Annotated in this window: 21 protein-coding genes; 9 read left to right on the top strand and 12 right to left on the bottom strand. The window is 60.1% G+C overall.

From position 1 onward, the window contains the following. Window positions 1-129 precede the first annotated feature (129 nt). Genes UUA_RS00160 through UUA_RS00150 form a run of 3 tightly spaced genes read right to left on the bottom strand, consistent with a single transcriptional unit; the run spans window position 130 to window position 1378 of the window. Entirely contained in the window at window positions 130-486 is a 357-nt protein-coding gene (locus UUA_RS00160) for a hypothetical protein (protein ID WP_008433216.1), read from the bottom strand. Next, window positions 486-704 (bottom strand): hypothetical protein, encoded by a 219-nt coding sequence (locus UUA_RS00155; RefSeq protein WP_008433214.1) that lies wholly within the window; start codon window positions 702-704, stop codon window positions 486-488. Before UUA_RS00155 ends, UUA_RS00160 begins: the two co-directional genes overlap by 1 nt. 23 nt (window positions 705-727) lie before the next feature. Then, on the bottom strand, window positions 728-1378 hold the full coding sequence (locus tag UUA_RS00150; protein WP_238532984.1) for a J domain-containing protein: 651 nt from the start codon (window positions 1376-1378) through the stop codon (window positions 728-730). Window positions 1379-1568: 190 nt separating this feature from the next. Between UUA_RS00150 and UUA_RS00145 the strand changes: the two genes are divergently transcribed. Then, window positions 1569-1955 (top strand): helix-turn-helix domain-containing protein, encoded by a 387-nt coding sequence (locus UUA_RS00145; protein ID WP_167316973.1) that lies wholly within the window; start codon window positions 1569-1571, stop codon window positions 1953-1955. A gap of 221 nt (window positions 1956-2176) precedes the next feature. Here the strand turns inward: UUA_RS00145 and UUA_RS00140 are convergent, their stop codons facing one another. The 4 genes from UUA_RS00140 to UUA_RS20170 all read right to left on the bottom strand — a co-directional run bounded on the left by UUA_RS00140 (window position 2177) and on the right by UUA_RS20170 (window position 4371). Beyond that, window positions 2177-3133: a DUF932 domain-containing protein gene (locus UUA_RS00140; protein ID WP_008433209.1), complete on the bottom strand. Its 957-nt coding sequence runs from the start codon at window positions 3131-3133 to the stop codon at window positions 2177-2179. An 84-nt stretch (window positions 3134-3217) separates the two neighbouring features. Beyond that, window positions 3218-3385, bottom strand: a complete 168-nt coding sequence (locus UUA_RS19180) for a hypothetical protein (RefSeq protein ID WP_155943226.1) — start codon at window positions 3383-3385, stop codon at window positions 3218-3220. A gap of 127 nt (window positions 3386-3512) precedes the next feature. Then, entirely contained in the window at window positions 3513-3998 is a 486-nt protein-coding gene (locus UUA_RS00135) for a JAB domain-containing protein (RefSeq protein WP_008433208.1), read from the bottom strand. A 244-nt stretch (window positions 3999-4242) separates the two neighbouring features. Continuing rightward, window positions 4243-4371, bottom strand: coding sequence for a hypothetical protein (locus tag UUA_RS20170; RefSeq protein ID WP_274378154.1), 129 nt, complete (start codon window positions 4369-4371; stop codon window positions 4243-4245). Between the two features lie 583 nt (window positions 4372-4954). Here UUA_RS20170 and UUA_RS00130 point away from each other — a divergent pair. From UUA_RS00130 to UUA_RS00110, 6 genes are read left to right on the top strand one after another with little or no spacing between them, the layout of a single operon-like run. Beyond that, complete coding sequence (locus UUA_RS00130) at window positions 4955-6424, top strand: DNA cytosine methyltransferase (protein ID WP_238532982.1); 1470 nt, start codon at window positions 4955-4957, stop codon at window positions 6422-6424. 2 nt (window positions 6425-6426) lie between these two features. Beyond that, a complete protein-coding gene (locus tag UUA_RS18675; protein WP_155943225.1) occupies window positions 6427-6846 on the top strand; it encodes a very short patch repair endonuclease in 420 nt (139 codons plus the stop codon). Then, a complete protein-coding gene (locus UUA_RS00125; RefSeq protein ID WP_008433202.1) occupies window positions 6846-8324 on the top strand; it encodes an ATP-binding protein in 1479 nt (492 codons plus the stop codon). The genes UUA_RS18675 and UUA_RS00125 overlap by 1 nt, the downstream gene beginning before the upstream one ends. Then, a complete protein-coding gene (locus UUA_RS00120; RefSeq protein ID WP_008433200.1) occupies window positions 8321-10972 on the top strand; it encodes a Z1 domain-containing protein in 2652 nt (883 codons plus the stop codon). Before UUA_RS00125 ends, UUA_RS00120 begins: the two co-directional genes overlap by 4 nt. Then, the gene (locus UUA_RS00115) at window positions 10956-11948 is read left to right on the top strand and encodes a PD-(D/E)XK motif protein (protein ID WP_238532981.1); all 993 of its coding nucleotides are present in this window, start codon (window positions 10956-10958) and stop codon (window positions 11946-11948) included. The genes UUA_RS00120 and UUA_RS00115 overlap by 17 nt, the downstream gene beginning before the upstream one ends. Next, on the top strand, window positions 11932-13986 hold the full coding sequence (locus tag UUA_RS00110) for an AIPR family protein (protein WP_008433197.1): 2055 nt from the start codon (window positions 11932-11934) through the stop codon (window positions 13984-13986). The genes UUA_RS00115 and UUA_RS00110 overlap by 17 nt, the downstream gene beginning before the upstream one ends. Window positions 13987-14144: 158 nt before the next feature. Here UUA_RS00110 and UUA_RS00105 read toward each other — a convergent pair whose 3' ends face one another. Next, a complete protein-coding gene (locus tag UUA_RS00105; RefSeq protein ID WP_039953294.1) occupies window positions 14145-15359 on the bottom strand; it encodes a tyrosine-type recombinase/integrase in 1215 nt (404 codons plus the stop codon). A gap of 619 nt (window positions 15360-15978) precedes the next feature. Here UUA_RS00105 and UUA_RS00100 point away from each other — a divergent pair. Continuing rightward, complete coding sequence (locus UUA_RS00100; protein WP_008433194.1) at window positions 15979-16350, top strand: SnoaL-like domain-containing protein; 372 nt, start codon at window positions 15979-15981, stop codon at window positions 16348-16350. Window positions 16351-16416: 66 nt separating this feature from the next. Here UUA_RS00100 and rpoD read toward each other — a convergent pair whose 3' ends face one another. Further along, window positions 16417-18291 carry an RNA polymerase sigma factor RpoD gene (gene rpoD / locus UUA_RS00095; protein WP_008433193.1) on the bottom strand — a complete coding sequence of 625 codons (1875 nt, stop codon included), beginning with the start codon at window positions 18289-18291 and terminating at the stop codon, window positions 16417-16419. 169 nt (window positions 18292-18460) lie between these two features. Continuing rightward, on the bottom strand, window positions 18461-18901 hold the full coding sequence (gene dtd, locus UUA_RS00090; RefSeq protein WP_008433192.1) for a D-aminoacyl-tRNA deacylase: 441 nt from the start codon (window positions 18899-18901) through the stop codon (window positions 18461-18463). A 114-nt stretch (window positions 18902-19015) separates the two neighbouring features. Between dtd and UUA_RS00085 the strand changes: the two genes are divergently transcribed. Beyond that, window positions 19016-19909 (top strand): LpxL/LpxP family acyltransferase, encoded by an 894-nt coding sequence (locus UUA_RS00085; RefSeq protein ID WP_039953282.1) that lies wholly within the window; start codon window positions 19016-19018, stop codon window positions 19907-19909. Between the two features lie 50 nt (window positions 19910-19959). On the opposite strand, the gene UUA_RS00080 is transcribed toward UUA_RS00085, so the two are convergent. Then, window positions 19960-20706, bottom strand: coding sequence for a pteridine reductase (locus tag UUA_RS00080; protein ID WP_008433190.1), 747 nt, complete (start codon window positions 20704-20706; stop codon window positions 19960-19962). 73 nt (window positions 20707-20779) lie between these two features. Beyond that, window positions 20780-21550, bottom strand: a complete 771-nt coding sequence (locus UUA_RS00075; protein ID WP_008433189.1) for a hypothetical protein — start codon at window positions 21548-21550, stop codon at window positions 20780-20782. Between the last annotated feature and the right edge of the window lie 109 nt (window positions 21551-21659).

The raw sequence follows: 21659 nt of genomic DNA, 5'->3' as shown, positions 1-21659 counted from the left end.
ACTCCTTTGTGGGTGGCTTGAGATTCGGACTTGGAATTGCCCTGAGGCCACCACAACACACCATGCTTTAGCTTCTTTTTCCATCAGTCCTACTAGCACGCCATGTCTGGACGTGTTTATCTAGTTGGCCTAGGGCAAACCGCCTGCAGGCTTGTAGAGCGCTTGACATTGACTCGATTGGTAAATCTTGGAAAGCATTGCCATCTGCCCACTCACTGTCAGTCGGTATAGCGGAACATCGTCCTGGAACCGTTGATTCATCTCCATCGCAACCCGGGACGGATTGCCGCCGTCAGCCTCCATCTGTTGCATATAGGGGGTGGCATTTTTCAGGGCCATGGCCCCGTCCTTTTCCTGCTCAAGCAGCGTTGCTGCCTTGCCGCATTTGAAAGCTTCGTACAGTTTATCCTCTGGGGTGCTCCCGCATCCTGCAAGCACGAGCAAGCACGTTGCCATGACGATCCATTTCGTACTACTTCCGTTCATTAATTGTCTCTCCTCACAAATACTAGAACTGCGCCGATCACCAGCAGCCAGATGAGCCCACTCAATATTGTCCCAACGGTCGGGAACGCAATGGCTGGCCATACCAGCGCACGCCCTAGATTGAAGAAGAAACTTCTGTACGCATACTGCCCCCAGATATCGAAGTAGATCGCCGCGAGCAACACCGTGACCCCATAGAGCCCTGCCAGATACTTCATTCGCTTTCCCCTTGTTTTTATGATCAACTTCTGACCTGCAGATACCGAGCCACTGCTTCGAACAACAGCTTCAAATCACGTTGATCTGGCATGTTCAGTACGGCGTAGCGTTCGTCTTGGATATAGACGTACTTCCCCTTTGCAGTGATGGCGGACAAACAGCCGAGCAGGCGTGTGTCCGTGGAGTCGAAGGGCGTCGCCTTGTAGCGAATCTGCGCTTCGGTGATCAACACGCCTTCGCGTGCGCCACCAAAGAACGTGTCGTCGATTAACGCCACCACGTCCTGCGGGCGTAAGTCATGGCCATAGCTGCCCAGTGCACCACGGAGCTTTTTCAATGGAATGTGAGGGGCCACGAATACCCGCTCGAACGGGGAGGCGGCATTGAACGCCAATCCCTGCAAGGCATCTTTGAGCGTCGCCCGAGGCGTTGGCGCGGCCTGCGGCGGTGGCTCGGGCCGGACAGGCTCATGCGCCTGCGCGCGGTCGAACCGGAATCGAGCTTCGGGGTCGCTCACGACCGCGTAGGCCTGATTGATTTCTTGCATCTTGCCGGTGGCCCATGCCTGCGTTTCCGCATCGGATTGGGCGTATCGGTCCGGGTGGTACTGACTGCGTCGGCCCTTGTAGGCCAGTTCGATCTCGTCGCGTCCGGCGCTCGGACGGATGCCCAAGACTCCGTATGGGTCCATGTCTGTCTGCCGCCCCTGTTGCGCATTGCTTGCCGCACCATGCGGCCGTTGTTGGTTTGATACTTACGCCTCTATCTTATAGATAGAGTCTGCCACACCAATAGAGGTTTCGTCATGATTCTGGTCACGTCCGCATTTCCATCGCCCCGTGCCCGACTCCTCATCCCGCGCCTTGTTTGCCGCCCGCCTGATTCAGGCGCGGCAGCTGCGTGGCCTGAGCCAACGCGCTTTGGGGGATCGCATGGGACTCGGTAAGGACAAAGGTTCCTCACGGATCAACCGATACGAACATCAGGTCACCGCGATCGGCTTCGACAATCTGGACACGCTGGCGAAGGTGCTGGATGTACCTGTCTCCTACCTTCTAGCCGACGATGCGGCCATGGCGGATGCCATCTTGGCCCTGTCCCAAGCGGACGAAGCCCAACGGAATGGACTGGCCATGCTGATTCCGGCGCTGGTCCAGGACCCGACCTTGTTGTCCAAACTGGTAAAGCTGCTGCAGTTGCCAAAGCGGGAGCAGCCCAAGGCATTGAAGGCACTGGTCGAGAAGAATTGACACCGTACGTGCGGACGATGGATGCACACGCCCAACGTCTGGCCGCGTGGGCCGGGCGTTATGCCATCACTCATCGAACACACACTGTGTTAGGCCCATCCCCAAGCGGCCATCGAAACCGCCTCGCTTGCCGTGACCACGCTCCGATCGCTGCCCGGCAGCCACTTTCAGTGGAGCTACCGGGGCAGCGATCGGTACACGCGTACGTGACTGGTCCCGTATCACGCCACCAGCTTCATCACTTCGTCCCACGCCCGCTGTTTGATCTGCGCGCCTTGCCCAAACCAAGCCGCATCCCGGCGATGATCCTCGCTGCGCGCCCGACGGTGGTGATCGACGAATTCGGTCACGCTGTTGACCACGCCCCACGCCGTACCCCGGCTGGACGCCATCAACGCACCGCGACCGCCGCCCTCGTATAGTGAGCGGACGGTGGCAAGAGCCTGCTCGTTGACCACCACCGCCTTGCCGTCCGGCGCGGCGTAGGTGAGTACCCGACGCAACAGCCCTTCGACCGTATCGGGGTCGACCGGCCGTTCCACCAACGCCTTCATGCGCGCGACGAAGCCATCCCACGACGACACGGTGATGCCCAGCTGGCGCTTCACCGCCTCGGGATCGAACTGGCTGCGATGCGGCACCTTGATGGCACCGTTGGCGTTCCCCAGCGCAATCGACAAGGTGTTGTTGCAGACCACTCGTACCGACGTGAACTGTGCCGTGGTCGCCAGCGTTCCGTCGCAGGCCGTGGCCAGCAGCAGGTAGCCATCGACACGGTCACGCCCCTTGAGCGTGGTGCTCTGGCCGGTCTTCGCCAGCGCCCAGAACTTGCGACCTTCGCGCAAGACGCCGGCCGTCTCCAACTCGAAGCCGTTGCAGGCCGTCAGGTCGCGATAGAACTCCAGAATCTCACCCGGCTGTACCACGTGAAAGCGCTTGGACACCACGGCCAGCGGTGCCTTGGTATCCGAGCGGTACAGCACTTTCTGCTCCGGGAAGGTGTTGATAACGCCCATGTGGTTGTTGCCGGAGATATAGCGGACTTCGGATGCTTCGATCTGCCAGTCCATGCCCGCCTGCTGCTTCCATGTGTCGATGGATTGCTGCGGGGCCAATCTGTTGCCAAGACCGTGCCACGGCTTCTCGCCGGCGTAGGCCATCGTTTCAACCAGATGCATTGTCGTTTCCTCGTAAGTTGGCGGCATAAACGCACAAGGCCCGGACATGCCGGGCCTTGTGCGCTGTGCGTGTGTTGGATCGGATCAGGGAGCTTTGAAGCCACCGCAGTGGGTGCATTTGACGATGCCCACCAGAACTGCGGTAGCAACGACCAGGATGCAGTAGACCGTGTCGAGTTTGCCGCTCATGTCGTCGAGTACCCTTTGCGAACGCTGCGGTGCGGAGCGTCCAGACGCGAAGCCGATGACCATGGACTTCACATGGGTGATATGGATCTGAGACTTCGTTCAATCGAGGTCGCTCAGGCGAGAGTCTTCCATGCTCGTGGATAGCTATCTGGGGAACCCCACGAAAGGGCGCTGCTCGTGAGAATCCGCGTCACATCAGTCCCCGGCAAGCCATGCTGACGCACTCGTCACCCACGACGATGTGGTCTAGAACTCTCACGCCAATCAGCCGCAATGCATCGCGAAGCTCATTGGTGATGGCCCGGTCGGCGGCACTGGGCTCGGCGACTCCGCTGGGGTGGTTGTGCGCCAGAATGGCCGCGCAGGCATTGACGTTCAGCGCGGCCCGCACGACTTCCCGTGGATAGATGCTGGCGCCATCGACGGTGCCGGAAAATAGTTTCTGGCAGTCGATGATGCGATGCCGGTTGTCCAGCCAGAGAATGTGGAATTCTTCGTGCAACAGGGTGCCAAGGCGCATGCGCAGAAAGGCGTTGGCGTCGGTCGGGTCGCCGATGCTTCCCTGACGTTTGAGCCTTTCCCCGAGAATACCTTCGGCCGCGTTAAGCACGTCTTGCTCGGTCGTCTCACTGTCGAGCTTGTAACGGGTGTAAGCCATGGATCGAACAACTTTCATGGGTGACTCCTTGTTGGCGCCACAAACGCAAAGAGCCCGGCCATGAGGCCGGGCTCTTTGCGCAGTAGCGAGGTAGAGATGAGGGGAGCGAAGAAATCTGCGCCGAGCGGATCGCTGTAGCGAATGCAGGTGGTGCTAGGTCAACGCCAGATCTGTGCAATTGCCATCAAAGGCATAGCCGCAGGCCTGGCACAAAAGTTATTGGGTAAAGTGTGATCAATCGGTACGCCGATCGCAGCCCCGGCTACACAGCCCGCTGCTCGCCAAGCAATCCGTTGAGGATCGCGCCGGCGATGATGCCCGTCAGGTAGCCGATCGAAAAGACGATGGCAAACGGAACTGGATATTCAAGTACTAGATAGTTGTGCGCCACGATTGCTCCCGTGGGCTTGAACGTAGGGCTGACGAAATCAGCTCTTTGAAAGACCTGTCGATGGTGATACAGGCCTCAAATTTCGTTCGATAGGTTGGTCACCGTCGTCGAGGCGCAATGCACGACAGCGAACGTTCCCCGAGCGGAAGTTGAGTGGAATTCTGGACAAGGATGGTCTCACTTGCGCGCCTCGTACGATGCCGCAGTCAGCAGCACACTGGCGCGCCGCGAAGTCGGCAAACCTGGTCGCGCATCAGGATGCATCCGCTCCCGAAAGTCACCATCGGAGCCAATCTCACAGCCTGCGACAGGCAGGGCCTAGAAAGGGTCCCAAGCCGCTACTGTGTGGCTAGAATGGGACCTTACGTCGGATAGGGGGCGCAATGAAAGTCATGCTTGACAGGGGCACCAATATGGGCCCCGCATTATCTAATCGCTAGCAATGTTTCAGAACACAGAAATTCACACAGTGGCAGGATTGTGCGCAAGCGGCAAAGGTAAGAGCTGCTCTCTCGACAGGTCATATCCTGTCGTCGACCTGTTCGCTGGCCCGGGCGGCCTCGGTGAAGGATTCGCCTCAATCGTGGATGAGAAGAATCGATATCGGTTCCGCAGCGTGGTCTCCATCGAGCGCGAGGAGTTCTCCCATAAGACACTTCTGCTTCGCCACTTTTTCCGACACTTCCCGAGCGGTGAGGCACCAGAAGACTACTATCGCTTTCTTGCTGGCAAGATCACGGAATACGAGCTGTTCGAGCGCCATCCAACAGCACATCGGGAGGCCGCGCAGAGTGCATTGAGAATTTCCCTTGGACCGGAATCTCGCACGCAGGTGCGAAGCATCATCCACGAGCGAGTCGCGGAAGGCGATCGTTGGGCACTTATCGGCGGACCACCTTGCCAAGCCTATTCACTTGTCGGACGCTCACGGATGAGGGGGCGGCCCAATTTCGAGCGGGACGAACGCCACACTCTCTACCTCGAATACCTGCGCACCATCATTGATCACCGCCCGCCCATCTTTGTCATGGAGAATGTGAAGGGTCTGCTTTCAGCAACCATCGAAGGTAAATCCGCAATCTCGCGAATAGTCCGCGACCTGGCAAAACCTGGCAGTGCTATCGGCGGCGCGTCGAGCGGCCTTGCCTACAAACTATATTCGCTTTCAGACGATGGATCTGTGGATAGTGAAGTCGATCCACGCCTCTTCGTGGTGCGAGCTGAGGAATACGGTATACCGCAGGCTCGACATCGCATGTTCATTGTTGGCATACGGGGCGACCTCAAAGTCCGTCCGGGTACCCTCCGCAAACTAAAAGCTCCGAGCGTCCGTGACACGATCGGATCATTGCCAGCAATACGAAGCAGCCTTTCCAGAAGGCCTGACAGCGTGGACACCTGGCTCAGCGAGATCCGCCACATCTCCGAAATGGATATTCGTAGGCAGCTCAATGGCGCGGTTTACGCACGTAACATTGCCCAACGCCTCAATCGCCAGGGTGTGATTAGCCTCCCGACTCCGCAGGTAACTTCATCCACACACTACGCTTCACGTCGCCCCCGGCATGAGGTTCTTCGTGGCCTCTACGACGAAAGACTGACCAAGCTGACAGGGCATGAGGCGCGTGGTCACATGGCAACGGACCTGCGGCGCTACTTCTATGCCGCCGTCTTTGCCGAAGAGGTGGGTCGCAGCCCGAAACTTTCTGATTTCCCCGCCACGCTGCTCCCTGACCACGAGAATGTAGCGTTGGGTTGTGAGGGCAAGATGTTCTCCGACCGTTTCCGCGTGCAGATCGCAGACCAGTTCTCGACAACAATCACATCGCATATATCGAAAGACGGTCACTACTTCATTCACTACGACCCCGCGCAGTGTCGCAGTCTGACGGTGCGTGAGGCCGCGCGCTTGCAGACTTTTCCGGACAATTACTTTTTTTCAGGACCACGGACGGCCCAGTACCACCAGGTCGGCAACGCTGTTCCTGCTCAGCTCGCACGACAGATTGCGGAGATCGTTGCTGAGGTTCTCGACTCCATCCCGGGAGTGTGATGATGGCTGACACACTCTCCAGCGAGCGCCGAAGCTGGAACATGTCGCGCATCAGGGGGCAGAACACCGGCCCCGAAGTGCGACTGCGCTCGTTGTTGCATCGCGCTGGTTTCAGGTTCCGTCTGCATGCGAAGGAACTGCCCGGCCGGCCTGATATCGTCCTGCCACGCTATCGCACGGCGATCTTCGTTCACGGCTGCTTCTGGCATCGCCATGCGGGGTGTCGAAATGCATCCACGCCGTCCACTCGAAAGGCGTTTTGGCAAGAAAAGTTCGATGGAAATGTTAGGCGCGACGAGCGGAACCGCTCTGAGCTCGTGGCTGCAGGCTGGACGGTAGTCGTGGTCTGGGAGTGCGAGCTTGCAGCGGATCCTGACTTGGTTGTCAGTCGCTTAGCGGCTGACTTGCGGAGAAACGACTGATGGCAACCCTGCATCACCTGCCGCCCAGCGCGGCAAGTCTGACGGCGTCGCTCCGCGACCTCGGTTATTCACTGGAAACGGCGATCGCCGACCTGATCGACAACAGTATCTCCGCCGATGCGACCGAGATACAGATCTTTTGCGACATGACTCGCAGCTCGCCCGTACTCGTAGTCGCTGACAACGGGTGCGGTATGACAGAAGCGGAAGCAATCGCTGCAATGCGACATGGCGCTACGGATCCCCGTCAGAAACGAGGACCGAAGGACCTCGGTCGCTTCGGCCTCGGTTTAAAGACGGCTTCCTTCTCGCAATGCCGCCGACTGACGATGCTCAGCGCGAAAGCCGGCGTGCGCGTCGGGGTGGAATGGAATCTCACGCAAGTCGAAGATGACGACGACTGGTTCATCTCCGTGCTTGAAACGGACGAGATTGGAGAACAACCTCTCGTAGAGTTGGTTGGGGTACACGGCACACTGATCATCTGGCGTGACCTCGACCGGCTCTTTGAGGATGAGGCCGGCAGCAAGCGCGATGAAATCGTCAATGACAAGCTTGCCGTCGTAGAACGGCACTTATCGTTGGTGTTCCACCGCTTTCTCGCCGGCGAAGTGAAAGGACGGAAGAAGCTCGCCATCAAGATAAACGGTCATGCCATCACGCCGTTCGACCCCTTCTGTCGCAAGAACCCGGCAACGCAGATTCTCCCCGAGGAGACTGTTTGGATTGGTGATGTAGCGGTATCTATGCAGCCGTACATCCTGCCGCACCACAGCCGACTTTCCGCATCCGAGTACGACTACTACCAGGATCGCAGCGACTTCATTTCAAACCAAGGGGTTTACGTCTATCGAAACGGCCGTCTCATGGCTTGGGGCGATTGGTTTCGGCTGGTGCCGAAAGGCGAAGCTACCAAGCTGGCGCGCGTCCAGATCGATTTTACGAACGATCTGGATGAGGCTTGGACCATCGATATCAAGAAGTCACGGGCGCGTCCGCCCCATGCGGTACGTGAGCGGTTGCGCCAGATCATCAGCAAGATCACCGCACGTAGCGTAATTGTGCATCGTGGCCGTGGTCAGAAGCTCTTTCAAGAAAGCGAAGCCCCGTTCTGGGAGCGTTACGCTGATCACAGCGGCATACGCTTCGAAATCAATGCGCAACATCCGCTCATCACGGCATTGGTTGCGAAGCTGTTGCCTGACGACGAAAAATCAGTGCGCACGCTGCTCGACTCGATTGCCGCATCGCTGCCGGTCGAGATGATCTATTCCGACTATTCCACTCAACCCCGTCAAGTGGACCAAACGTCGTCGGATGGTGCCCAGACGTTAGAACGCCTGAAAAGCCTGAAGCACGCCCTCTATGGCGAGGAACCGGGTGATCCGAAATCGTTTTTTCAGGTCGCCCGTTCGACGCATCTGTTCGACAAAGAGTTCGAAACTGTCGAGGACTTCATCAAAAGGGAATTCCCGTGAGCACGACTGCCATTACGGAAGAAAGGAATATCGCGAACTCGCTTATTGCGGGCCTCGCCAACATGGCTGAAACGCCAACACGCGACCAGGTCGAAGAGAAAGCGAAGCAGATCGCAGGCATCTTCAGTTACACCGGTGATCTCCGGAACATCATCACCGAGGCGATGATTTCGGTCGACACGCGCATGGGAGCGGGTGTGTCGCTGGTCGATGTTACGGCGAAGCATGATGACCAGTGGGTCCATCGTCGTGGGGACATCACCTGGACCTATGCGACCGCATACGAAAACTTCCTGCTCAAGGAAGGGTGGCCACCTCGTATGGTGCAGTCGCTCAGCGATGTAACAACCCGGATTCTGGGCCATCTCCAAGACCCGTGCAGCGAAGGTACGGCTTGGAGCCGACGCGGTCTCGTAATAGGTCATGTGCAGTCAGGGAAGACGGCCAACTATACCGGGCTGATCGCCAAGGCTGCTGATGCCGGCTACAAGTTCATCATCGTCATCGCTGGAATACACAACAATCTCCGCAAACAGACGCAGGAACGCATTGACGAAGCTTTTATAGGCCGTTCCAGCGACCCGGAAGACCGCAAGACAATCGGTGTCGGACTGGAGCGTGGTTATCCGCACCCGGCAACACTCACTAACATCAATGATGACTTCAACAAAAACACCGCTGGGAAAAGCGGCTGGAAGATCAACGATTTCAGTAAGCCGATCATCCTCATCATCAAAAAACGGGTGACGACGCTAACTTCTCTCCATAAATGGCTCAAAGAGTTAAATGCAGAAGGCAAAGAGCGCATTTCTGATGTGCCCATGCTTCTGATAGACGACGAGGCCGATAACGCTTCGATTAATACTAATAAGGAAGATTTGGATCCCACCCGGACGAATGCCATGATCCGACGCATTCTCGGGCTGTTTGACAAGTCCTGCTATGTCGGATACACGGCCACTCCCTTCGCAAACATCTTCATCAATCCTGATGCCTATGATAAAGATGTGCGCGAGGAGCTGTTTCCCCGCGACTTCATCTATTGCCTTGACGCGCCAACCACATATTTCGGCGCGGAAAAAGTGTTTCTTAACGAAGAGACCAGCCAGTCAATCGTACGGCCGATAGATGACTGCGAAGACCTCATTCCCTACGTGCACAAGCGAGACGATACGGTCAAGGAGCTACCTCCCAGCCTTTATCGAGCCCTGGATGAGTTCATTGTCGCCCGCGCCATCCGCAATCTACGCGGGCAGGTGAATAAGCACTGCTCCATGATGATCAACGTCTCGCGCTTCGTGCCGGTGCAGAAGGCAGTGCGGGACTTCATCAGCCTGCGGGAGAAAAGGATGAGGGAGGCAGTTCGCACCAACTACATGATGCCGGAACCCATTTCATCGGCGAATAGCTACATGGAAGGACTGAGACAAGCATTCGAAGCCGAATACGCTAATGCCGGCTTTACTTGGCTACAGGTCAAGTCGGCGCTGAACGGGGTGTTTGACCACTTGCACCTCTTTGTCATCAACAGCAAGAGCGACGAGGTACTCGACTACGCAAAGTACGAAAAGGAGGGGGTTGGACTCACCGCTATCGCGGTCGGCGGCTTAAGTCTTTCTCGGGGCCTGACCATCGAGGGTCTGACCGTCAGCTACATGTACCGCAATACAAAGATGTACGACACGCTCATGCAGATGGGCCGATGGTTCGGTTATAGGCCAGGCTTCGAGGACCTTTGTCGAATCCACCTTTCACGCGACTCGATCAGTTGGTATTCGCATATTGCGCAGGCAGCGGAGGAGCTGGTCCAGCAGGTGAAGCGCATGCGCCGTGATGGACTCAGTCCACGCCAGTTCGGGCTTTACGTCATGGCTCACCCGGACAGTTTGCTGATAACTGCTGCGAACAAGATGCGCGCCGGAGAGAAGGTGAAGTTCCGTCAGAACTTCAGCGGTCGGATGTTGGAAAGCTATATTGTCTCCACGGATCAGGATGTAAATACCGGTAACTTTGCTCTGATCGAGAAGGCATGGCGCGATGGCTTTGGTGGTCACACACCCGAAGACACCGGTAAGGGCTACATCTTCTACGATGTGGCCGTGGACCTGATTGAGGATTTCCTGATCGCCTTCCAGGCTCATAGTCAATTCGCCGATCGCAAAGCGGATATCGTCGCTTATCTTCGGACGCTCGCAGACGACCATTCAGTAGGTGATGTGTTACTGATCTCGCCCCGCGGCGACAGCGCTCACCCGTATAAACTGAACGTGCAGTTGCGAGCCGTCACCGACCTGCAGGGCACGGCATGGCGGCTAGCCAAGGACCGTGTCGCGTCGCGTGGCGATGAGAAACTTGGTCTGACGAAGGAGCAGCACGAATCCGCTGAAAGGCTGGCAGCATCCGAGGAAAGGCCAGTTGCTCCATCGGATACCCACTATCGCGAAGTTCGAAACAAGCCGTTGCTCATGATCCATTCGTTAGGCCCGAAGGATGGTAGCCGTGCAAAGGGACCGATTGCCGCGTTCGGCGTCAGCTTCCCGCCTGGTCACTATGAGACTGAGATAGAGGTGGTCGCGAACCGCGTCTGGCTGGAGCGGATGCAGGGTGCCCCGGATGATCCGGATGATGAGGATGACTACGATGCCTGACGCTTCACCTTGGGACGACATTGCGGTACCGGACATCGACCTCAATGTCCGTCAAGCTGCAGGCAAGATGGCTGTCGCCTGCTTCTGGGGGCGGGACGCGAACGGTGCCTGCCTCTTCATTGTGGAGCTCGACGGCGACCACACAATGCAGTACCGAAAGCATGTCGTAACGGTACATGGGATCGATGTTGACCTCCGCGCCGGCCGACCGGGTCAGCAACGACTTATCCTCACGCTCGAGAAGCAGGTGGATCGTGACCTTTTCGAAAGTCTCTGCCGGACGCTTACGTCGGCGCTGCAATATGCGAATGACTCTTCGAGCTCACTGGCCGTGGCACTCGCTCATATACGCCGCTGGAAAACTTTCCTGTCCGGTCGTAGCGGGCAGCGTTTGTCTATCGAGGAAGTATGGGGACTCTTCGCGGAACTTACGTTCCTTTTGGAGCTGATGGATCGCCTGCAATCAACCGGCGCGGCAGTCGAAGCCTGGCTTGGGCCGGAAAAGTCCCATCAGGACTTCATTTTCGGCAATACGGCTATTGAGATCAAATCGCTGTCCGGCGCAGAGCGAAGTACTGTCCGAATTTCCTCGGAAGACCAACTGGAATCTCTAAACGATGATTTATTTCTGCGCATCTATCGCTTGAGCAACCTGCGGGAAGCATCCGCGGCACAATCGCTCAATGATCTCGTGGCTGCTGTACAGGCGCGACTTGGAGACGCGAAAGCCGTCGAGGCCTTTGACCGCAAGCTTGTAGCGAACGGGTACGCACCGCTCCCAGACTATGACGAGCCGCGGTTCGTCGTCAGTGAGGTATGGAGTTTCCGCGTTGAGGAAAGCTTCCCGTGTTTGATCCGGTCACGTCTTCCGACCGGAGTTACCAAGGTCGCTTACGATATCAAGCTGGAGGCGATCGCTTCATTCACTTGCGACAACGGAGCCATCTACGGGGGCACTGATGGAACAGACGCTTGAGGTTTTTTTTCACGACTTTCGGCAGGAGATGCTTGCTGGAGCAGAGGCGAGCAGCACGTTTCAGTTGGAAGCCTTTATGGAGGCCGTCACCAGTGAACTGATCGAAACCGGATTCGTTGAAGGCTTCGAGCATTGTCCTTTCCGCACTTCGCGTGGAATGAGGGTTGACGGGTTCTGGTTCAATGACGAAGATGCGCTCGATCTCTTCGTGGCGGATTTTGATTGCCGCCGTGAGCTGGAAACTCTGACCCGCACTGAGGTGGACGCCACCTTCAAGCGAGTAGCCAACTTCTTCGATGCGAGCCTCCAAGGCACGCTGAATCCTGATGTCACGACGCCGGAATATGGTCTTGTGCAGCAGATCGCCGACCGCAGCGAGAGACTACGCCAAGTCAATTTTTATCTGGTTTCAGACCGAGCACTCAGCGATCGTTTCGAGTCGTACCCGGATAACCAAATCGGCGGGATCTCCGCGACTTATCACATCTGGGATATAGCGCGCTTCCAGCGTCAGCGCAGCTCACGTGGACACAAGGAGCCGCTCAACATCGATTTCGTTCAAATGTTCGGATGTGGCATCAACTGCCTGTCGGCTGACCTCGGGATGGATTCCTGTCAGTCTTACCTTATTGTCATGCCCGCGACCATTCTTGCGACGCTTTACGGTCATTACAGCGCGAGGCTGCTCGAACAGAACGTGCGGACTTTCTTACAGGCCCGGGCTCAGGTGAACAAGGGCATCAGGGCGACGATCCTCAACGAGCCTCAGATGTTCTTTGCCTACAACAACGGCATTACCGCAACTGCCGGCCTGATTGAAACGCGAATGACGGATAGTGGTCTCCAGATCAGTCGCATAACGGATCTCCAGATCGTGAACGGTGGACAGACTACGGCCTCGCTCTTTCATACCCAGCGACGAGACAAGGCGGATCTGTCGAGAATTTTCGTTCAGATGAAGCTGTCGGTAATCGATAGCGACGAGAGTGAGAAGATCGTGCCCCGAATTTCGGAATATGCCAACACGCAGAATCGGGTGAATGCAGCTGACTTCTTCTCCAATCATCCCTTTCATGTGCGCATGGCGGACTTCTCGCGGCGCATGTGGGCACCAGCCCAGCAGGGCGCACAGCGTGAAACCAAGTGGTTCTATGAACGTGCGCGCGGTCAATACCTAGACGCACAATCAAAGCTCACGCCCCGTGAGCAAAAGCGCTTCAAGGCTGAATACCCCAAAACGCAGATGTTCACCAAGACTGACCTCGCCAAGTTCGAAAATGTGTTCGATGACCACCCGAGGTGGGTGAATTTAGGTGGTCAGAAGAACTTCGCTCAATATGCGCGGAGGATAGGTAAAGAGTGGGAAAAATCGTCTGACAGCTTCAACGAACTGTATTTCCACCGAGCCATCGCGAGAGGCATTCTGTTCCACGCGACGGAAAAGTTGGTGTCCGCTCAGCCATGGTACAACGGTGGCTATCGCGCCAACATCGTCGCATACACGCTTGCGTTGCTTGGTGAAATTACTAGGCGTCGAGAATTTACGGTGGACTATCAGCGTATCTGGGTCGTGCAAGGAATTGATGAGGCCTTATTGCAGACGCTTGCCATCATCGCTCACGCCGTGAGCCTTGATATCGCCAGTCCCCCGCAGGGAATTTCGAATGTCACCGAATGGTGCAAAAAAGAGGCTTGTTGGGACCGCCTATTAAAGCGGGCAGACCAGATCGCAGATCTTGTCCCTAGGGAATTTTGGCACAATCTTTCATCCGCTGAAAAAAATCGACATGTGGCTAGGTCAGCTCGTCAGGTTCAGAAGATCGACGATGGAATCGAGGCGCAGAAACGGGTGTTCGAAGTGCCGGCGGCGCGCTGGTCTTTGATATTGCAAGAGGGAGCGGCGCGCGGATTCCTGACTCAGAAGGAGGTGGACATACTGAAAATCGCCAAGCAGATTCCCGCGAAGATCCCCACCGAAAGGCAGAGCGGGGTGCTTATTGAAATTCTAGAGAAGGCCAGGCAGGAAGGCATCACCTAGTCCTCCGGCCCCATGAAGCAGGGGACGGAACGACTGTGCAGCAGAACTGCAAAAAGCGATCCCAGTTATTCATCAGCCTTACGCGGCGAGTCCGCAGGCCGCAACGTTGATATGCAGGGTCTTGCCTTGGCTGTTCGGGTCGGAAGTTGCTCACCGCACTAACCAGCCTTTCGCCTGATCGAAACGACCTTTTCCGTACTTTCTCGAAGCTGATCAAGATAGTCGGCCCAGGCCTGCATCATCTTCTTTCGCTCGGGCAAGTGTGCGGTGCGGTTGTAGGCACGCCCAAGCGGATCCCGGACTGCATGCGCCAGTTGATGCTCGATGTGGTCAGGTCGGAAACCCAAAACCTCATCCAAGACTGTTCTCGCCATGGCCCTGAAGCCGTGGCCAGTTATGGTGTCGCCATCGAAGCCAAGGTTCCGAAGCGCCGCGTTGATTGTGTTCTCACTCATCGGACGCTTTGAACTTCTGACTCCCGGAAAGACAAACTCGCTCCGGCGGGTAAGATGCCTCAGATCTTCGAAAACCTCTTTCGCCTGCGACGACAGAGGCACGATGTGTGGCGTTCCTGTCTTACTGGCGACAAAACGCCACTCGGCCTTTTCAAGATCGACATCCTCCCATCGAGCTTTTCGCAACTCCCCGGGTCGTACGAAGAGCATCGGTCCCAACCGCAACGCCGCCAAGGTAACCGGCGACCCTTGATAGGAATACATTGCCCGCAATAGGTCGCTGATCTGGGCAGGATCGGTGATGCTCGCGAAGTGCCTGGTCCGTGGTTGCTCCAGCGCTCCGACCAAGCTATCGGCTGGGTTAGATGTCGCCCGCCCAGTGGCAATCGCGTAGCGGAACACACGGCTAGCAAGTGAGCGTGTCCGGTGCGCCGTCTCGGCAACGCCACGCTTCTCCAACTTGCGCAACGCTACCAGCAACACCGGGGCCGTCACGTCCGTGATTGGGATATCGCTGATGCTCGCCAGGTCCTTCTCGATCAGACGACGCTCGCGCTTCACAGATCCGGGAGTCAGTCCCTCCTTGGTTCGCTTCTCCAGTAGTTCAATGGCGATCGCGCTGAAGGTGGATCTGGCTCGCTCGGTCTGTGCGGCCCGCTCGATGCGAGCCACCTGGGTAGGATTGGCGCCGCCCTTAACCAATGCCCGCAGCCGATCCCGCTCGGCTCGCGCCTCGCCGAGCGACATAATCGGATACTCGGCAAGCGTGATCATGCTTGCCTTGCCCGAGTGGCGATAGCGATAACGCCACACCTTCGCTCCTGATGGTCGCACTTCGATGCACAGGCCATTCGTGTCGGCGACACGGTATGCATCTTCGCGAAGTTTCAGGGAGCGCAGCTTGGTATCTGTCAGCATGTGAGTCATGTAATTGTGAGTTATCGAGCATCACCGATACCCGCTGACTCACAGCCTGACTCACTTCTCTCTCGGATTCAAGTGGGCCAACTCGGACTATGGCGTACCGGAACCTAGGCATCCTGCGGTGTTTCGCAGGAGTCGTGGGACTAATGTGGACAACCTTGGACTGTTAGATGGTGGGCCCACCAGGACTCGAACCTGGAACCAAGGGATTCGCGTATTCCGGAGGTTTCCCTTCGGCGCGGACTATCTCTTCACCCGCCGCAAGCTGCATCGTCTTCTGCGGCTGGGGTGCGGGACGCTCTAGCCTGTGATCAAGGGCGCTGAAGCCCCCAGGTAGTCTCTGCACCTTCCGCCGGTGTACCGGCGGCTTGGCTCAGGGTTGCCACCGGCCGCATGCGCGCCGCTGAGGTTTCCCTGAATTCATCCCGTTCCCGTCCACGCATTACTGCATGGCGGCACCTTTCGATGAGTCCCCTGCTCTAACCATTGAGCTATAGGCCCGTGGGTCCATGGTAGCGGCGGGAGATTCGGGCGTCGAGCGATCGAGGCTGCTGACAGCACGCTGTCAGCGGGGCGGCATAGTCTGGCGGTTCCATCCCCGAGGAGGTCGAGCATGAATACCGAGGCCGTGGCGAAACGACTGGTCGAACTATGCCGCAAGGGCGAACACGAGCAGGCGCAGCGGGAGCTGTATGCGCAGGATGCGGTGAGCATCGAGATGCCGGGCGCACCGGCGGGTGCGCTGGGCGACGCGCAGGGATTGGAGGCGATCTACGAGAAGGGCCGCCAGTTCAGCGCCATGGTGGAGGCGGTGCACGCGAGCAGCGTGAGCGAACCGGTGATGGCGGGCAACTGGTTCAGCGTGTCGATGACGATGGACGTGACCTTCAGGGGCCGCGGTCGCGTGCAGATGGCGGAGATCTGCGTGTACCAGGTGCGCGACGGCGAGGTCGTGCGCGAGCAGTTCTTCTACGACATAGGCTGAGCAGGCGCCGGATGCGACGACGGCCGCTTGCGCGGCCGTCGTCGCTTGCCCATGGATCGGCCGGGTTCACTCCACGTCGAGGAATGAGCGCAGCTGTTCGGAACGGCTGGGATGACGCAGCTTGCGCAGCGCCTTGGCTTCGATCTGGCGGATGCGCTCGCGGGTGACGTCGAACTGCTTGCCGACTTCCTCGAGGGTGTGGTCGGTGTTCATGTCGATGCCGAAGCGCATGCGCAGCACCTTCGCTTCCCGCGGGGTGAGCCCGGCCAGCACGTCGCGCACGGTTTCCATCAGGCCGGTCTCGGTCGCCGAGTCGATCGGCGAGCTGGCGTTGCCGTCCTCGATGAAGTCGCCCAGGTGGGAATCCTCGTCGTCGCCGATCGGGGTTTCCATCGAGATCGGTTCCTTGGCGATCTTCAGCACCTTGCGGATCTTGTCCTCGGGCATCTCCATTTCCTTGGCCAGCTCTTCCGGCGTCGCCTCGCGGCCGAACTGCTGCAGCATCTGGCGGGAAATGCGGTTCAACTTGTTGATCGTCTCGATCATGTGCACCGGGATGCGGATGGTGCGCGCCTGGTCGGCGATCGAACGGGTGATCGCCTGGCGGATCCACCAGGTGGCGTAGGTCGAGAACTTGTAGCCGCGGCGGTACTCGAACTTGTCCACCGCCTTCATCAGGCCGATGTTGCCCTCCTGGATCAGATCGAGGAACTGCAGGCCGCGGTTGGTGTACTTCTTGGCGATCGAGATCACCAGGCGCAGGTTCGCCTCCACCATCTCCTTCTTGGCGCGGCGGGCCTTGGCTTCGCCGCTGGCCATGGCGCGGTTGATGTCCTTGATGTCGATCAGCGGCAGGAACAGCTTGCGCTCGATCGCGGCCAGCTTCTCCTGCTCGGCGTCGATCGCCTCGCGATGGGTCTTGATGTTCGGCGACCACTTCTGGCGCTTGCGGCTCAGCTCGGCCACCCACTCGGGGTTGCCCTCGTTGCTCGGGAACGCCTTGATGAACTCGGCCTTGGGCATCTTCACCTGCTTGACGAAGATGTCCATCAGCACGCGCTCGTGGTGACGGATGTCGTTGACCACCTCGCGCAGCTTGCGCACGAAGCCGTCGATCAGCGCGCTGGGCAGCTTGAGCTTGAGGAATTCCTCGGCCATCTGGTCGCGCAGCTTGACGATTTTCTTGTCGGTGATGCTGGCGGCTTTCGGCGCGGCCTTCTGGAACTTGGCGTAGTACTCGCGCAGCAACTCCATGCGGCGCTTGACCTCTTCCGGGTCGGGGCCGCTGGGGCCGGCTTCTTCCTCGTCCTCGGTGGCAGTTTCGTCCTCGTCCTCGTCACCTTCCTCGCTGTCCTCGACTTCCGGGGCCAGCAGCGCGGCGGCTTCCTTCTCCTTGCGGGCGAGGTCGGCGGCTTCCTCCAGGTCGAGGAAGCCGGCCAGGATCTCGCTGAGGCGGCGCTTGCCGTCCAGGTGCTGGTCGTATTCCTCCAGCAGCAGCTCGATGGTCAGCGGGAAGCTGGCCAGCGCCGTCTGCACCTGGCCCAGGCCTTCCTCGATGCGCTTGGCGATGGCGATCTCGCCCTCGCGGGTAAGCAGCTCGACCGTGCCCATCTCGCGCATGTACATGCGCACCGGGTCGGTGGTGCGGCCCACCTCGGAATCCACCGCGGAGAGCAGCGCCACGGCTTCCTCGGCGGCGGCCTCGTCGTCGGTGCTGCTGCCGGCTTTGTCGGCCAGCGGGTCGGTATCCGGCGCGGCGTCGTGCACTTCGATGCCGACGCCCTTGAGCACCGCCATGATGTCTTCGATCTGCTCGGGGTCGACGATGTCGTCGGGCAGGTGGTCGTTGATCTCGGCGTAGGTCAGGTAGCCCTGCTCCAGGCCTTTGGAGATGAGCGCCTTGATTTCAGACTGTTGCTCGTGGGGAGCTTTGCTATTCATTCACCGACCGCCGCAAGGTTCAAGAACCGGACATTATAGCGATATGCTGCTTTTTTGACCAGTTTTCAAGTGAAAAAAGGCTGCGATCGGGTACGCAAAAATCGCGCCAAATCGCGGTGTTGCCGTGGCTTTGCCCGCACCGGGCCGGACATCGCGCGCCGGCGTCCGTTCAGCCGGTGTCGAGCCAGAAAGTCACCGGGCCATCGTTCACCAGCCGGATCACCATATGGGCGCCGAAGCGCCCGGTTTCCACCCCCGGATGCGCGGCGCGGGCCAGCTCCAACAGTCGCTCGAACCAGCGCCGGCCATGCTCGGGCGGCGCCGCGCTGGTGAAGCTGGGGCGCATGCCGGAACGGGTGTCGGCGGCCAGGGTGAACTGGCTGACCAGCAGCAGGGCGCCGCCGGTGTCGGCGAGCGAGCGATTCATCTTGCCGCTGGCATCGGCGAACACGCGGTAGCCGAGCAGGCGCTCCAGCATGCGCTTCGCCTGCGCCTCGCCGTCGTCGGGCTGCACCGCCACCAGCGCGAGCAGGCCGGGGCCGATCGCGCCGACCATTTCATCGCCGACACTGACACTGGCGGACAGTACGCGCTGGATCAGGGCAATCATGGACGCATGGCGGTAGTGGGGCGCCCAGCTTACGGTGCCGCCCCGGCCGGTGAAAGATGGCCGGTCGCCGGCATGGGTGCGATTGCCACAAGCCGCCTCCCGTAAACTGCACGGATGCGTATCGACATGTACTTCATCTACCTGCTGCTGCGACTGCTGGCGCTGCTGCCGCTGCGCACGCTGCATGGCCTGGGTGCCGCCCTGGGTTGGCTGCTGCTGTGGCGCGGCGGCCGCACGGTGCACAACACCGCAGCGAACCTGGCGATCGCGCGCCCGCAGCTGGATGACAGGGCGCAGGCCGCGCTGCTGCGCGAGGTGATGGCCGAGAGCGGCAAGTCGGCCAGCGAGATCGTCAAGGTCTGGGGCGCCGGCGCCGGGCGCGCGCTGGCGCTGGTGCGCGAGGTACGTGGCGAGGCGCTGCTGGATGCCGCGCTGGCTGCCGGCAAGGGGGTGATCATCGCCGCGCCGCACCTGGGCTGCTGGGAGCTGCTCAACTACTGGCTGTGCCGCAAGACGCCGATGGCGATCCTGTACCGGCCGCCGCGGATTGCCGCGGTCGAGGGCCTGCTGCGCAAGGTGCGCGGCGCGCTGGCGCCGGAGCAGGTGCGTGCCGACGGTGCCGGCGTGCGCACGCTGTACAAGCGGCTGGCCGCCGGCGGCACGGTGGGCATCCTGCCGGACCAGAAGCCACGCGCGGGCGAGGGCCAGGTCGCGCCGTTCTTCGGCCGCGAGGCGCTGACCATGGTGCTGCTGCCGCGGCTGGCCGCGCGCACCGGCGCGGCCGTGCTGTACGCATTCGCCGAGCGGCTGCCGCGTGGCGCCGGCTACCGCATCCATCTGCTGCCGGCGCCGCCGGAGCTGACCGACCCCGCGCTGGAGGTAGCCTGCGCGGCACTCAACCGTGGAGTGCAGGCATGCGTGGAACTGGCTTTCACGCAATACCAGTGGCAATACAAGCGCTTTTCTGCCGACGGCCTGGTCAGCCCGTACGACCGCCAGCACGGTTAGCCGTGCATCGGCCTGGCGCTCCGGCGCCGCGCCGGGCTGCGCGGCGCCGTTCATACCGACAACGTGCGACCGCCGTCCACGCGGATGATCTGCCCGGTGACGTACCGCGCATCGCGCAGCAGCCACAGCACGGCGCCGGCGACGTCGTCCGGCGTGCCGGCGTGCTGCAACGGCGTGCGTGCCAGCATCGCCTGCTGGTCCGCGTAGGGCTTGCTGTCGCTGGGCCACAGCACCGCACCGGGCGCCACGCCGTTGACGCGTATCTCCGGGCCGAGTTCCAGCGCCAGCGAGCGGGTCATCGCGGCCAGTGCGGCTTTCGCCATGCAGTACACGGCATGTTCCGCCAGCGGCCGCTCGGCGTAGATGTCGATCATGTTGACGATGCCGCCGCGCGCTTCGCGCAGCGCCGGGATCGCCGCCTGGCTGAGGAAGAACGGCGCCTGCGCGTTGGAGGCAAACAGCGCGTTCCATTGTTGCGGCGTCGCCGTGCCGAGCGGAGTGGGGAAGAACGCCGAGGCGTTGTTGACCAACGCGTCCAGCCGGCCGTAGTACGCCAGCAATTGTTCGATCAGCGCCGGCAGGGCCGGCAGCTCGGCCAGTTCGGCCTGCAGCAGCAGGGTGCTGCCGCCGCGTTGCCGCTCCAGTTCGTCGGCCAGCGCGCGGGCGTCGTCGGCGGAATGGCGGTAGTGCAGCGCCAGGTCGTAGCCGGCCGCGTGCAGCGTGCGTGCGGTCACCGCGCCGACACGGCGGCCGGCGCCGGTGATCAGCGCAACGGGACGATCGCGGCGTGGCGACATGTGCTGGCTCCGGCAGGGATGCAGCGCACAGCTTGCCGCAAAGCGACGATGACGTCATGAGGCGTCGCCGCCGTCATGGTGCTTTCGGCTTGCGCGGCCGGCGGGTTGCCCTGCGCGCGGCAGCGGCCAGCGTGTGTGCGGCGCCAGTCACGGCGTTGCCGGCCAGCCGGTCCGTCGCGCGGCGCGTGGGCATTGCCGTTGCCGTTGCCGTGGGTTGCGGGCCGCTGCTGTCGGCGGCGTCTTCCACCGCGATCTCCCCTTCGAACAGCTCGATTGCGGTGCCGGCGACTTGCCCGGTGTCGTAATAGGCATACGCGCCGACGCCCAGCGCGCCGATCACCGGCAGCCAGCGCGAGACGCCCTTGCCGAGCGTGCGCCCGGTCAGCTTGATGCCGACCTGTTTCGCTACGCGTTCGAGCACGGTGTAGGACACGCGCCGGAACAGCAGCCGGTCGCCCATGCGCACCACCAGGTCGCGGAATGCCTGCGCCGCGGTGTGGCGGAACAGGCACCACATCATCTGCTCGCGCCCGAGACTGGTGTGGCGGCCGTAGGCGGCGGCGATGTCGCTTACCATCTGTGCCTGGATCTTCCAGATCGCGATCATTTCCGGCAGCAAGGTCAGCCAGCCCAGCGGCCCCGGCGGCAGCGCCAGCGAGCCAGCGGCGAGCGCGGCGCGCTGGGCCGCGCGGTTGGCCAGCCGGCGGGCCTCGCTGGCGGGGTCCGGGGTGTTGCCGATCCTGCTGTCGGGCACCTCGCTGACGAAATCCAGGATCGCCTCGGCGATCCGGCCGTGGTCGACCGGCGCGATGACGGCGGGTACCTGCTGGCTGCGCTGGGTCATGCGTGGCTCCGTGGGAGGTCGCCGGTCGCGACATGCGTCCTTGCAGTCTAGAGGCGTTGCATGAAGCGGGGATCAATAATTTCGCCGGCGACATGACTTCTGGCGCAGG

Origin of the sequence: Rhodanobacter thiooxydans LCS2, assembly GCF_000264375.1 — a bacterium.
GTDB classification, from domain to species: domain Bacteria; phylum Pseudomonadota; class Gammaproteobacteria; order Xanthomonadales; family Rhodanobacteraceae; genus Rhodanobacter; species Rhodanobacter thiooxydans.
The sequence above is the reverse complement of the archived record's forward strand: the minus strand, read 5'-3'. Positions and strand labels throughout refer to the sequence as shown.